Annotated in this window: 11 protein-coding genes; 9 read left to right on the forward strand and 2 right to left on the reverse strand. The window is 57.8% G+C overall.

Annotated elements, in window-relative coordinates; translation table 11 throughout:
* The first annotated feature begins 9 nt into the window (after window positions 1-9).
* Complete coding sequence (locus Mal65_RS21210) at window positions 10-1506, forward strand: endo-1,4-beta-xylanase (protein ID WP_145302278.1); 1497 nt, start codon at window positions 10-12, stop codon at window positions 1504-1506.
* Here the strand turns inward: Mal65_RS21210 and Mal65_RS21215 are convergent.
* Window positions 1494-3881: a hypothetical protein gene (locus Mal65_RS21215; RefSeq protein ID WP_145302281.1), complete on the reverse strand. Its 2388-nt coding sequence runs from the start codon at window positions 3879-3881 to the stop codon at window positions 1494-1496. The genes Mal65_RS21210 and Mal65_RS21215 overlap by 13 nt on opposite strands.
* 407 nt (window positions 3882-4288) lie before the next feature.
* On the opposite strand from Mal65_RS21215, the gene Mal65_RS21220 reads away from it, so the two are divergent.
* From Mal65_RS21220 to Mal65_RS21255, 8 genes are all read left to right on the forward strand, one after another.
* Window positions 4289-7264: a tetratricopeptide repeat protein gene (locus tag Mal65_RS21220; protein WP_165701438.1), complete on the forward strand. Its 2976-nt coding sequence runs from the start codon at window positions 4289-4291 to the stop codon at window positions 7262-7264.
* 131 nt (window positions 7265-7395) lie between these two features.
* On the forward strand, window positions 7396-8451 hold the full coding sequence (locus tag Mal65_RS21225) for a tetratricopeptide repeat protein (RefSeq protein WP_145302288.1): 1056 nt from the start codon (window positions 7396-7398) through the stop codon (window positions 8449-8451).
* A 108-nt stretch (window positions 8452-8559) separates the two neighbouring features.
* Window positions 8560-9420 (forward strand): MotA/TolQ/ExbB proton channel family protein, encoded by an 861-nt coding sequence (locus Mal65_RS21230; RefSeq protein ID WP_145302292.1) that lies wholly within the window; start codon window positions 8560-8562, stop codon window positions 9418-9420.
* Window positions 9421-9858, forward strand: coding sequence for an ExbD/TolR family protein (locus Mal65_RS21235; protein WP_145302295.1), 438 nt, complete (start codon window positions 9421-9423; stop codon window positions 9856-9858).
* Window positions 9855-10340 (forward strand): ExbD/TolR family protein, encoded by a 486-nt coding sequence (locus Mal65_RS21240; protein ID WP_145302298.1) that lies wholly within the window; start codon window positions 9855-9857, stop codon window positions 10338-10340. The genes Mal65_RS21235 and Mal65_RS21240 overlap by 4 nt, the downstream gene beginning before the upstream one ends.
* Before the next feature lie 69 nt (window positions 10341-10409).
* Window positions 10410-11048 carry an anthranilate synthase component II gene (locus tag Mal65_RS21245; protein WP_145302301.1) on the forward strand — a complete coding sequence of 213 codons (639 nt, stop codon included), beginning with the start codon at window positions 10410-10412 and terminating at the stop codon, window positions 11046-11048.
* Window positions 11045-11623: a DUF447 domain-containing protein gene (locus Mal65_RS21250; protein ID WP_145302304.1), complete on the forward strand. Its 579-nt coding sequence runs from the start codon at window positions 11045-11047 to the stop codon at window positions 11621-11623. Before Mal65_RS21245 ends, Mal65_RS21250 begins: the two co-directional genes overlap by 4 nt.
* Entirely contained in the window at window positions 11620-12693 is a 1074-nt protein-coding gene (locus Mal65_RS21255; protein ID WP_145302307.1) for a GHMP family kinase ATP-binding protein, read from the forward strand. The genes Mal65_RS21250 and Mal65_RS21255 overlap by 4 nt, the downstream gene beginning before the upstream one ends.
* 8 nt (window positions 12694-12701) lie before the next feature.
* On the opposite strand, the gene Mal65_RS21260 is transcribed toward Mal65_RS21255, so the two are convergent.
* Window positions 12702-14381, reverse strand: a complete 1680-nt coding sequence (locus Mal65_RS21260; RefSeq protein ID WP_196784352.1) for a hypothetical protein — start codon at window positions 14379-14381, stop codon at window positions 12702-12704.
* Window positions 14382-14418 lie beyond the last annotated feature (37 nt).

A 14418-nucleotide genomic window follows, 5' to 3' on the forward strand; every position in this document is an offset into this window, starting at 1 on the left:
CATTGGCCCATGGGGCAAATTCACTTCGAAGTCCCATCTTCGGCGCAATCACTATTTGACCAAACACGCTGGTCAGAAGCGTACATATGTGGCATCGAGGGAATTCCCTGGCAGTGCCAGGTGAAGTATCAGGCGCCGCGGCTGACGATCAGCCGTGCGATCCATTCCTCCGGCAAATTGCATTTGGTCTGTCCGGTCGGCGATCTAGGGCCCCGCACGCTTAGCACCTGTAGCTTACGCGAGTCCCAGGAACCGTATTCTCTGTTCGTCGAATTGGCCCGCGGTTGTTGTTACCGTGCTCAGAACCAAGCGGACATCTGGCGACGCGCGGGCCTGACACTGGACAAACAGTTCGACCAACTGGTCCGCCAGGGTGTTCAGCGTTTCCTGGATTCGGTGCGTGATCGCGATCGCAAAGGCTCGCCGCCCGAAGCCGCCTTGGAAGCGATCGAGTTTTTCGAGCGAGCCATCGACCGGCTGGGCGAAAGCTACACCACACAATCGATCGCGTTTCGCAAACGCCAGGAGCCTCGGATCGGAACGATGGTCGCCGCGTCGGTTCTGCCCCCGGGCCCGACATCCGAAACGTCTCGCGATGCGTTCAAGCAGACGTTCAACGCCGCGATGGTGCGGCTGAATTGGGGTGACATCGAAAACGACCACGGCCGCTACGATTTTGATGCGGCCAAACAGAGTATCGACTGGTGTATCGGAAGCGGCCTGCGAGTGGTCGGTGGTCCTCTGATCGACTTCCGAACCCGCTTGATGCCACACTGGCTGTACGTGTTGGAAGACAACTTTGAAACCTTATTGACCGCGATCATCCAGTTCGCCGAACAGACGGTAAAGCAACTCAAAGGCAAGGTTCATCTTTGGAATTGTGCCAGCGGGCTGAACACCCAGGGGCCAATCCGCTTGGACGATGAACAGGCGATGCGGATCGCGGTCGGCATTCTGCAGACGGTCCGTCGCTTGGATCCCGGCACACCGGCGATCATGAGTTTCGACCAGCCGTTTGGTGAATATCTTTCACGCGAACGCAACGGAATTTCTCCGCTGCACTTTGCGGACGCTTTGGCCCGCAGCGGTTTGGGAATGGCCGGGCTGGGATTGGATCTGCGGTACCACTATCGCGATGATCACACCGACCCACGCTCGGTCGTCGATTTCAGCCTGATGCTTGACAGGTGGTCGACCCTCGGGCTGCCATTGATGGTGCACTTGGGTGTACCGGGCGGCAGCGGAATTGACCCCAACGCGACGGCCCCAAGCGATACAAACCTTCCCGGCGAAACGGGGACCGACGGCGGCACCCAGCAGTCGGAAATCGCCGTTCCGTTGCTGAAAACACTGTTGGCCAAACACTGCGTGCACGCAATCGTCTGGGACGGCTGGTCCGATGCCGAACCGCACGTCAACAGCCACAGTGGATTGTTGGATGTCGGTGGTAAACCGCGTCCCGTGCTCAGTTTCCTGCAGCAACTACGCCAGGACTATCTTTGCTGATCATCCGGCTTCAGCCGGTTGAGGTCGAATTCGGGCTCGGGCCGTGACAGCCCCGCGAATCGATCGCGTCGACGGTTGGTCAAGTTCCAAACGAGGATCGCGACCGCGCCCAGCAAGATGGCTCCGGTGACCAGCCATCCGATCCTTCCGACACCGATCGGATCACCCTCGGGTACCAAACGTGCATCAATGGATGTCGCGATGATCAGGGGACTCAGTTGATTCGACGATCCCTGTGCTCGCTGCGATAGATCCGATTCGTAGCTCCAAAGCCGATAATAGAATCCATCGACCACCACCGGCCGGCGAACCGCCACGGTGACCGGATCGCCGGTCATCGCGGCTTCCAAGAATTCGGGTAGTCTGTTGACAACGATGGAAACCGGAAAGCGATTCTTCAATCGCAGTGGCGGCCCACCACTGTCAGGTGCTTCGATCTGGATTTCGACGTCACCGACATTCCCCATCGCGTCCAGTTGATAGTACGACGTCGCCGAAACCTCGCCGCTCGCTTGTCTCGCGGGTGCCACCTGCACCCTGGTCACACGAACCAATTCCGCGTCGATTCGAACGTAATCACCGGCCAGACGTTCCGGCCGGGTCAACAGATCAACGATCGGCACACGCTTGGGTATGGGTGTGTCGCCAGTGACGTATCGGGACGCATCCATCATCGCGTAGAACGACCTTTGATCTTCCGCCCTCAAAGGCTTCCGATTCGCGCGACGAATGTCATCCAACAATCCCAGATCGAATCCTTGATCGGCCAGCAACCGCCAACCAACCGAGCGAATCTCTTGTGGCTGCCAAGAAAGACCACCGGTCGCCAAGGCACGTCGTATCGGCACCACCATGTCGTCGACCGCGGATCCGAGCACGCTGACACCGACACCCCATACGATATCGCCGGTCTGCAAATCGGGTGGAACGCCCGAACTAATCACCACCCAAGCTTCCTTCGGTGATTCCGTTGGCCGGATGATCAACTGATAGAGCCTTGGAAATTCCAAGTAAGACCGAAGATCCGCAGGGACCGGGATCGACTGAATCTGATCCACATTCCCTCGGAAAGCGGACGCATCCCCCAAGCCGAGTTCATGGTCAAGCGAAGCCGCATTCGCACGGGAGGCCAACGACGTGGGGTCCAGCCGATCCAGTCGGTAAACCAGCTTTGCCATTTCCGCGACGGCTTCCCCGTCGCCGTCGACGGGAAAGACATTCTCCATGCGTGCGGCATCGAAACCACTGATCAGTTCCAGCGCCGAATCCGCCAGTACGTTCTCACTCGTAGCAACCAGAGACAAAAACAACACCCAGACACTCAGGTGCAAGGTGCTGTCACGACCGGATTGGCGTTGTTTGCGAATGCGTCGAGACTGACGCTGACTGTGCCAGAAAATGCCGACCGCCAGCAAGACACCCGCCGCTGACGCTGCGGCAAACCAAATCCATGTGCCCGCGGAAATCGGCGTCGAAACGTCGGGAATCGACAGGGCGTCCGAAACAGCCGAACGTTCGATCTGATCAATCCGGCCGATGACCACCGGAACGACATCCGCACCTTTCCCGGATCGATAGGCTAAACGTTTCAAGAAACGCCCGATCACTTCCAATTCCGGGCCGTTGGTGTAGGTGCCACCCGATAGCTTTCGCAACGAATCGGGGACTTGGTTGACGATTGCCAGGGCAGGGCGGTTCGTCCCGTCGGCCGGCTTGATCCAGACCTGAAAGTAGTCTTCGACAACGTCGCATCGCACGGCTCTTCCACGAATACGAACCTTCGATCCACGGTACAGATCCGGTTGCTGCAACAGCGGCAACACACCGATCTCCGCAGCATCCTCAGTCGATGCCCGGTCGGCTATCGCCCTGAGCGCCCGAAACGCGTCATTGTCTTCGCCGCGCCAGGTCGCGCCGTCGATGACGCGTTCCAGCATCTGTGCCAATTCTTCATCGGACACGTCCCCGGCACCTTTCGAGGATCCCAGGCCGGGTTCATCCGCTTCTGCACCGGGATTTGATCTGGAATCCGCGAGTTCGGGCTTCGCCATTTCGGCTTCCGCGACGCCGCCTTGCCCAGCCATCGCTTCGTCAACCGCATCGGAGAACGACGATTGCTGAGGCGAACCGGGCCGAATGGCCGGCTGATCCGATGCGGCAAAGGCGACCTTTTGCGGCGTTTCGGGAAAGAACACGCGGTAGTATTTCGGATCCGCCGCTCGGCCCATGACCACCAGCACAAGGGCCAACGCGATCGCCAAGCGAATGACTTTTCGCCAGGACTGCCCCCCCCCGGGCCGGCCTCCGGGAGCGGCAAATCGCCGTCCTGGCATGGGGTACAGGCCGTCTTGGTCCAACTGTGACGGTATTCGCATGAGACATTCGGATTTGGGGGCGAAGCGGACCGGCCAATCGCTTGAAGCGGGTTCCGACCGACCTTAAGGTGTATTTTACGTGGGTGTGAAAAGAAAGGATTGACCGGGATGCCGCGTCAATTTGCTGTCCGCTTTGGCTTCAGGAATCGCACTTAGGGATAGGAGACGCCGTGCCGCGTCGTCGGAGTGGCCGGTGTGGGATGATCCGATCGACCCGCCGCGTTCAGATTTTGGCACCCGCGTCTGATCCGAGACACGTCTTCGCATCCCGGAACGGCGTCCCCGATCCTATTCCACTGACCTCTTATCTTATGAATCGCGACGTCTCCGATGCCGGCCCACAGGACCGGCGACTACCGACCAACGCGCGTCGATTGCGTGGGGGTGGGTGCTGTTTGTTTTCTGTCGTGGCGATTGTGGCAATCCATCTGGGTTGGTCACCGGCCGTGACCGCCGGCGAACCGTCCCAACGGTTCCTGGATGCGCTGCGGCAAGCGGGCTATTTCGATATGGCCACCGCGTACCTGGACCGAATCGATCGCTATCCGGGGATCGACCCACAGTGGCGTCAATCGATCGATCTGGAACGGGCGCAAGTCTTCGTCGATTCCGCTTTGTCGGCTCGCCAAGCCGACGAACAGGAAAACGCTTTTCGCTTGGCCGAAGAACAGCTCCAGGCCTTCATCAAAAAGTATCCGGATCATTCCCGCACCTCCGAAGCAAGACTGCAGTTGGGACGTTTGCAATTGGTCCGCGCCGGGCAATTGCTGGCCGCAGACCCGACACCACAGCAACGGGAACAGGCCAGATCGATCTATCAAGACGCCGCGGTCACATTCGACACGATCACCGAAAACCTTCGCGACACCCTGCGTGACATGCGTGGGCAGAAGATCGATGCTGCCAAAGAACCCGAAAAAGTCGCCCAGCGTGATCGCTTTCGCTATGAATTTTTGCAGGCCCAACTGAGCAGCGGCGATGCCCGATTGTCGGCGGCAAAAACCTACGACGACCCGTCCAAGCAAGGCAGCAAGCTGTTGGAACGCGCTGAATCGCAGTTTTCCGAATTGATGGACAAATACGGCGACTACGTTCCGGGCGCTTTGGCCGCCGTTTCACGCGGACAAGTTCAGCAGGTTGCGGGAAAGTTCGAAGCCGCCAAGGCCAGCTATTTGGAAATGCTGGAACAGCCCGAAGCGGACCCGTTGCGCGAAGGCAAGATCAAGGCGATCACGGGATTGCTACAGATCGCGACCGATGAATCATCCACTGACTTTCCGGTCGTGCTGGATCGCGCCAAACGCATCGCCGATTCTCTGCGACCCAACGAAGTCGAACTGCCCGCGGTTCAAGACTTTCGCTTGGCCTTGGCCGACGCTCATCTTTCGAAATCAAAAGACGAGAGCATCAATGCGACCATCCGCAAGCGGCATGTCACCGATGCCCGCCGCTTGCTGCTGGCGGCGGAGAAAGTTGCCGGGACGCACCAAGCGGCCGTGAAAGAACGATTGGCCGAAATCGGAATCGAACGATCTGAAATTGCGGATGTCGAAATCGATACCCCCGCCAGCATCGATGATGCCGTGTTGGCGACACGCCAGATTTTGGACCAAGTCGAAACGTTAAGCGATGAAGTTCAAAAACTGACCGCGGCAAAGGCTCCGGAAGACCAAATCCGCAACGTACAAAAGGCCCTTACCACGGCGCGGACCAAGGGCATTGAAATGCTGACACAAGGCCTGGGCTTGGTGGACCAGTCGACCGACCTAAACTTGGTCAACGATGCGCGACAATACTTGACCTACTTGCTGCTGCAGGAACGGCGTTATCGCGAAACCGCGGTGGTCGGCTCCTTCACCGCGTACGCCGCGCCGGGCACCGAGATCGGCAAGACCTGTGGTCTGTGGGCCCTGTCGGCATTGCAACAGTTATTGGTCGAATCGGGCGACGATATCAATGATGGCCTGGCATCGCAGGTTCGAATCCTGGGATCGTATTTGACGAAAACTTGGCCCGGTGATCCACAGACGGCCCAGGCACAGGGCGTGATGATTCGTATCGCCTTGCGAAAAGACAAGTGGGACGATGCTGAAACGTTGATCAATGAATTGCCCGACGGCCCAGAAAAAGGTGCGATGAAGCGTTTGGCCGGGCAAGTCTTCTTCACCGAAAGTTCCAAACTGCGTCGTGACCAGCAAACGGAAGCCGCCGACGCGATGCGTCAACGATCGATCGGCATGCTGGGTGACGGTCTGGATGCGATCGTCGGAAAGCTGGTCGCCCCCGAGGCGATCGCCGCCTCATTGTCCCTTGCCAAGGCCCAGTTACGATCCGATGCACCGGATGATGCAGTGGAAACACTTCGCCATCCGGTCCACGGTCCGATCACCACAGTCGGCAAGGTCAATCCGCCGACCGAGTCGTTTTTGACGGACGTCTATGCCACCGAATTGAACGCATTGGTCGCTTTGCTGAAGCAAGACGTCGGCAACTTGTCGCGACGACAAGATCTGTTCAAGCAAATCGACGCTGCCATGACAAATCTTCGTCAATCGGCAGACAAATCAGGTGCCAAAGACCGCTTGACCAACACGCTGTTCACGTTGGCACGTGATTTACGCGACGACATCGAATCCGCAGCCCCCAGTCAGCGTGATGGATTCATCACGGCTTTCGAGCTTTTTCTGCAACGCATCGGCGCCACCGCAAACGATCCCGATATCATCCAATGGGTCGCCCAAGAATCGTTAACTCTGGGGGAATCGTTGATGCAACCGGGCGAACAAAAGGCGACCGGCCGGTCATTGAAACTGATCCAAACGGCATCGGATGCCTTGAACAAATTGGCGGAAAAGGAAGCGAAGCCTTCGGCGGCGTTGCGTTTTCAACGCGGACGTGCCAATCGATTGTTGGGAAACTATTCCGCGGCCTTGGACGCGTTCCAGTCGGTGCTGAGCGAAACGCCGCAAATGCTGAACGCACAAGTCGAAGCCGCACTGACGTATGAACAATGGGCTGGCAGCATTCGCCCCGCGCTGGCCGGCAAGGCCTATTCGGCTGCCATGCTGGGCGGACGTCCGGGCGACGATGGCAAAAACACAATCTGGGGCTGGGGCAAGATCAGTTCGGCGACCTCGCGATCACCAAAGTTTCGCGACACTTTTTTTGACGCTCGGTACCACGTTGCCCTTTGCCGCTTCCTGATGGGCAAGGCGACCAACAACAATCGTGTGATTCAACAAGCGATCCGCGATGTCACACAAGTGCACGCGATTTATCCAGACATGGGTGGTCCCGCACAAAAGAAAAAGTTCAATGCCTTGCTCAAACGCATTCAAACCGCGGCGGGTGTCCCGGCGGTCGGTTTAGAAGAAAACAAATGATGCCTTTGCAGCGGCTTTGTACGACCTTCCCACGCTCCCTTGTTCGAGCTCTGTCTTTTCGTCCGATTGACTTCATGATGCCCGATTCCCTTCGGCCGTTGCCGCCCCAAACAACAGTTTCGACAATGCGAATGGACCAACGAACCCACCGTGGATCGAATCGATCGTTCCGGCTGGCCATGCTTACATCGCTGGCCATCGCGTGTCTTTGGTGCACCTCGGCCAGCGCGCAATCGGATCGTGTTTATCTGAACAACGGCGATGTGATGAGCGGCCGTTTGGAGAAAGTGGTTCGTCAGGGAATTTCGTTCAAGGCGGGCGGCAAGACCGAGAACATTCCCGCTGGTGATATCCAAAAGGTGCTGCTGCAGGGCGACCCACCCGGCTTGGTCAAAGGTCGCCAGTTCGCACTGGAAGGCCAGTACGAAGAAGCCCTGGAAGAACTGAAATCGGTCGATCCCAACGACGTGCCACGCCAGGTGATCGGGACCGAGGTACAGTTTTATCGCCTATTGTGCCAAGCCAAGTTGGCGTTGTCCGGACGCGGCGATCGCAAATCGGTGGTCGCTGGACTGCGAGCCTTCGCTGGCGAAAATTCCAACAGCTGGCATTTTTATCAGACTGCCGAAATGCTGGGCGAACTCGCGCTGGCCCTTGGTGACAATGATCGAGCCATCGCCTATTTCAAATCGCTGGCTTCCGCCCCGACAAAGAACACCAAAGTCCGTTCGAAATTCCTGACGGGGGTGGCAAAACTGGCCAAAGGCGATACCGAGGCCGCCGCGGATGACCTGCAACAAGTCGCCGGAATCGAAGCGGACAGCGTCGCCTTGGCAAAAACCAAAACGCTGGGCCGCATCAAGCTGGCCGAATGTTACGCCAGATCCGGACGCAACGACGAAGCAATCAAATTGGCCGATGCGGTGCTGGAAGACTTGGACCCACTGGACCTGGAATTGGCATCCAAGGTCTACAACAGTCGCGGCATGATCTTCGAAGCAACCGGTGATTTCGAAGGCGCCGTCCTGGCATTCCTGCATACCGAATTGCTGTTTAATAGCGTTCCCCAATCCCATGCCGAGTCACTGTCGCATTTGGCACAGCTTTGGGCGAAAGTCGGAAAACCGGAACGTGGCGCAAAGGCAAGACAAGAATTGGGCCAGCGCTATCCGGGATATGACCAATGAAGACTATATTGCGGTTCTGCGGTGAACCGATTTCCGCGGGCGTCGCGGCGCCCGACATGCTTTTCTTGACCCACCCGTTTCTCGGATTCCGATTGCCGACCCCTAAAGATGCTTGAACGAATGACACCTTGGATGCGATCGGCCGGTGCGGCCGCTTTGGCTTGGCTGGTCCTGATCGCGTATTGCCCCTTGGTCTTGGGCCAGGACGCCGCCGACTTGGAATTCGGCGATGCACCGGCTGCGGAGGCTCCGGCAGACGCACCGCCGGCGAACGACGCCGCCCCCGACGCCGATGCGGCAGGCGACGACGATTCATCTGGCGGCAGCAAAACCCTGTTGGGCTGGACCTACGAATCGCTGGGGCCGGGTTACATGGGCGTCTTTCTGTTATTGTCGGTTGCCCTGTTGTCATTGTTCGTCACCAATCTGGTCGCCGCACGGCGGGAAACCTTGTGCCCGCAAGAACTGGTCGACGGTTTCGAAGAAAAGCTGAACAACAAAGAATTCCAGGCGGCGTACGATTTGGCACGCACCGACGAATCCGTCTTGGGACAAGTCTTGTCCGCCGGCCTGGCCAAACTGTCACGTGGGTACAACAAAGCCATCGAAGGCATGCAGGAAGTCGGCGAAGAAGAAAGCATGAAGCTGGAACATCGCCTGAGTTACATGGCGTTGATCGGCAACCTGAGCCCCATGATTGGACTGTTGGGAACCGTCCAAGGGATGATCAGTGCTTTCCAAACGATTGCGATCGGTGGATCCACACCGAAGCCGGCTGAATTGGCCGGCGGGATTTCCACGGCACTGTTCACGACACTGGTCGGACTGGCCGTCGCGATTCCCGCGATTGCTGCTTACAACGTGCTACGCAACCGAGTGGCCCGATTGCTGTTGGAAGTCGGCGTGACCAGTGAAAACTTGATGAGCCGTTTTGAAGATTGGAAACCCCAAACCAATACGGCGAAGTAAATGCGTCTGAAGCGAAAGCCTGTCGATCTAGCCGAAGGCGATCTGACGCCGATGATCGACATGACGTTCCAGTTGATCGCGTTCTTTATGGTGCTGATCAATTTCGCCCAAACGGAATCGAACGACAACGTCGTGTTGCCCAACAGCCAGTTGGTCAAACCGCCGGATGCGCCGTTGGAATTCCCAATCATCCTGCACGTCGCCAAAGACGGTCAGATTTTTTTGGGCGGAGACGATTACACCACTGAAACGTTGCGAATCGGTTTGAATCGCGAGTTGTCCGTGATCAAAGCCGAAGGCAAATCACCGGCCGACGCCAATGTGATCATTCGCGCACATAAAGACACCGCAACGGGTAAAGTCCAGGAAATCATCCAAGTGGCCCAAGAACAACAATTGGAAAACTTTCAGCTACGTGCCAAGGAGGATCGATCATGAGAATCCGAGGCGAACGCGGCGCGGAAAAAAACCAGCTGAACATGACCAGCATGATCGATGTCGTGTTCCTGTTGCTGATTTTCTTTGTGATGACTTTCAAGATCGTCGAAATGGAAGGCGACTTTAGCGTCCGCATGCCGCTGGCCAGCGATGCCGCCGCCGTCACCGACCCGACCGATTTGCCACTGAAATTGCGAATGACCGCAGATGCCAATGGCAATTTGTCCTCCATGCTGTTGAACGATTCTTCCCTGGGCAATGACCCGGCAGCGTTTGACCGGTTGCGTGCCAGCATCGTTGACATTGTGGGCACCACGGCGCCCATCGAAGGCGACGAGGGCCCGGAAATTGAAATCGATGCGGACTATTCGCTGCGATATGAAAACGTCATTCGCGCGTTCACGGCGGTCAGCGGGTACAAAGACGGCAACCAAATTGTCAAACTGATCGAAAAGGTTAAATTCGCAAAGCCGCGAATGTAGCCTGTCGACCGGGGTTGTCCCGTTCGTCCCCGCCCGCCGCTTTGCCGTTTAAGTCGCCGCCCCACAATCATGCTTTTGGTGTTGGACAACTACGATTCCTTTGTCCATAACCTGGCGCGGTACTTTCGAATCCTGGGCCACCAAACATCGGTCGTCCGTAGCGATCAAATCACCCCGGATGAGTGCCGACGGTTGCAACCGCACGCAATCGTCCTTTCGCCTGGCCCCCATGATCCCGCCGATGCGGGTTGCAGCGTTGACGTCATCCGGCTTTTGGGTACATCCATTCCGATCCTGGGAATTTGCTTGGGACATCAAGCCATCGGTGCTGCGTTCGGCGCGTCGATCATCCGTTGTGGACCGGTGCACGGATCGGACAGCCCGATCCGACACCACGGCGACCGATTGTTCGCGGGCTGCCCCACCCCGATGCGAGTCGGCCGTTACCATTCACTGGCAGTGGATCCGGATACCATTCCCCGCGAATTGACCATCACCGCGCGCACCGACGACGGCATCGTGATGGGAATCTCGCACCGCACGCACCCCGTTCATGGGTTGCAGTTTCATCCGGAATCCGTGTTGACCCCGGAAGGCGATCGCACGCTGAAAAACTTTCTGAACCTTGCCGATCGGTTTCATCAATCGCCGGCGTCTGCCGATTCGGTGGCGGTGGTCGCAAACCACGATACGGTGGCGAAGCCATGATTCTGGAATCATTGGTCACCACGATTGATCAAAACGGTCATCTCAATTTGGCTCCAATGGGTCCGGTCGTGGACGGTCCACAACTGAGGCGTTTTGTGCTGCGTCCATACCAGGGTTCGACCACTTGCGCAAACTTGTTGGAAACCGGTCGCGCCACGATTCATGTCTGCGACGACGTCAGCCTGTTCGCCAAGACCGCGATTGGTTCGATTGATGCGGACGCATTGGTCGTTCCGGTGACCACCGCTGATGGAGAGGGCTTTTGGCGTCTGAAGCGTTGCCATCGTTGGTTTGCCGTGGCTGTTACCGACATCTCCGGCGGCGATCCAAAGTATGAAATGCAAACACGGATGGTTGCGTCGGGGATCCAGGATCCGTTCTTCGGATTCAATCGTGCAAAGCATGCGGTGATCGAAGCCTGCATCTTGGCGACCCGTATTCATCTTCTGGACGCCCAAGACATTCGTGACCAAATGAAAACATTCGCTGTTGCGGTGACAAAGACCGGCGGAAAGATTGAACAGCAGGCCTTTGCCGCCATCGCCGACTTCATCGACCAGCGGATGGAATCATGAGTCCGCCAAAGGATCCTCCGCCGCACGGCCGAACAAGCGAGGTACAAACCGCGGCCATTCAAACCGGTGCACGTTTGCACTTCGGATTGCTGGATACGGCGGCACCATTCGGCGGTTGTGGTGTGATGATCGAAGACGGTGGCGTCGAAATCACCATCACGCCAGACAGCAAGTTCAGCGTCACCGGAATCGATGACAGCACGTCCGTCCATCGCTTGGCCCGTCATTGGCAACAGTTCGTCGATGCACCAAGCATCCCATCGTGCCGGCTGCACGTGTCACGGCACCCGCGACGCCATTGTGGCTTGGGCAGCGGCACCCAAATGGCGTTGGCAGTCTGCGAAGCTCTATTTTGTGCCGCCGGCCAGTCGCCACCCAAACCGCAGCAGTTGGTTCGAATTGCCAATCGAGGCCACCGTTCAGCGATCGGCTGTCACGGCTACTTTCACGGTGGGTTTCTATGCGAAGAATCACTTGAAAGTCCCGATTTACTGACGACGTCCGAATCGGACCGGGTGCTTCGCCCGCTGGCGATGCGATGTGACTTACCGAGTCACTGGCGGGTGGTGATCTTGATTCCGAAAGCAGAAACCTCGCTTGTCCATGGTCGGCAAGAAAAACAGTTGTTCGCCACGATCAATCGCGCGACACCGGAGCAACGAGAACGTTTGACCCGGTGGCTACGTGAAGAAATCGTCCCCCGCGCGAAAGCTGGCGACTTCAACGGCTTCACCCGAGCGGTGGCTCGTTACAACTATCACAGCGGTGAATTGTTCGCACAGGTCCAAGGCGGACCGTACCGCGGCCCGGTCGTCGCGAAAACCATTGAACGAGCCAAGTCACTGGATGGACATGGTGTGGGTCAAAGCAGCTGGGGTCCCGGCGTGTTCGCATGGTTTGAAAACCAGTCCGCGGCAAGTGATTTTGCCCGCCAAATTCCCACCGCCGAATTCGACGTCATCATCACTCGCGTACGCAACCAACCACGGACCGTTCAATCATTGGAAAGCGGCAATTCACCGCCGCCTGAAAATACGACAGGCACGAAGACCACGCCTGCGATGAAATGATTTGTCCACTAGGCGTTTTCGATCGAATCGATGTCTTCGCCGCGGGTGGGCATCAAGGACCAGCCCCACAGCATGCCGGCGGCCACAAAGTAACCAGCAACGAATTCGTAGATCGTGCTGCGATACTGAGGTGCCAAAACCAATTCGCCCCACGATTCCGGTCCGAAGGGAACGAACAACTGACTGCCGGGTAACGGGGAATGCATCAATCCAAATAACGTGAGTGTCCCGCACAACGCCATCACCGCAGCGGCGACTTTCAGTTTGCGATCGATTCCGGCGGCCAGCATCCATGCCCACAACAGACTGGTCAGAATGAATCCGCTGCTCAGCATCGTCACCACCTGCAGATTCTTTCCCAGCAGTGGGTCCAGTGTCTGAGGCCCCAAGCCGGCTTCCAAAGTCGCAGCATCGCCGAAGATCTGTCCCGGCAGGCTTCCCGCCAAAAAAGCCAAGGCCGGCACACACGCAAAAGCGACGGCTGGAAAGTGACGCTTTGGTGTGGCCAAAAAGCTTTGCGCGGTGATCTCCAATCCGATGAACACCAAGATCGGATACACCGCAGGCTTGGGGATCCAGGCATTCAGAAAGGCGAAGTAACCGATCATGCCCGCCGAGCCGATCACCAGCGCGGTCGCCAACGTGTAAGCGGCGCGGCCGCCCATGGCCTTGTACGCGGGGTGGCCGATATACGGCGTCGTCTGGATCACACCACCGGAAAAGCCGGCCGCCAAGGTCGCCACCGCTTCGATGCCCAGCACCGTGCGTGTGTCAAACTGGTCGCCGGCGGCCGCGGCCGATTCGGTGCAATCAATCCCGCCGACCACGGTCGCCAAAGCAAATGGCAGTGCAATCGGCACATAGGGCAGGGCATCTGTAAATCGCGAAACCCAGCCAAAGGAATAGCTGTCCAACCAAACGGTGGGCATCCAAGTCACCGTCATGGCTTGGGGAAATTCATATCCATCCGCCCCAATCGCGCACATCAAGTAATACATGCCCCCAGCAACAAGCAACGCAGCCAACGTCCCCGGGACGCGACCCGGAACGGGCAACCGACCGATCAAGGTCATCAACACGATGACCAAAGCGATCATTCCCGGCAGCGGATGCCCCAGAATTTCGACTAAGGGAAAAAAGCTAATGATGGCCAGTGCAATGGCGGCCAGGGAACCAAGCAGACCAGCGCGAGGCACGACCCGTCGCACCCATTCACCGGTCGGCGAAAGCGCCAGCTTCAATATTCCGCTGATGACAATGCACCAGATGCCAATGTGCCAGGTCCGCAGGGCCGCCTGCTCCGGTGCAAGCCCTAGATTATTCACGCCATCGGTGAACGAAGGGCCCAAAATAAACAGCACCATTCCGAACGTCGACGGTGTGTCCAGCCCCAGGGGCATCGCCGTGACATCGGGATTGCCCGTTCGCTTTGCCAAGCGGAACGCCAACCAAAAGAACGCCAAGTCACCGATCAACACGCCCAGAGCAGTCCCGGGAACCATGGCCCCGACGGCGAACTCCACCGGGAACCCGAACCCGCCGCTTAACAACCCGACCATCAATAACAGGCCGGCCAGGTTGTCCAGCATCAGGCCAAAGAACGCGTTCACATCGCCGGGCTGAGCCCACCGGTATTTCATTGATCCGTTCGACGCCAAGGCGTCCGCGGGCTGGTCCAGCAGATTCACGATATTGGGTGGCCTCTCGTTCAGATTGTCTGCCCGC

Origin of the sequence: Crateriforma conspicua, from assembly GCF_007752935.1 — a bacterium.
Taxonomy (GTDB): Bacteria; Planctomycetota; Planctomycetia; order Pirellulales; family Pirellulaceae; genus Crateriforma; species Crateriforma conspicua.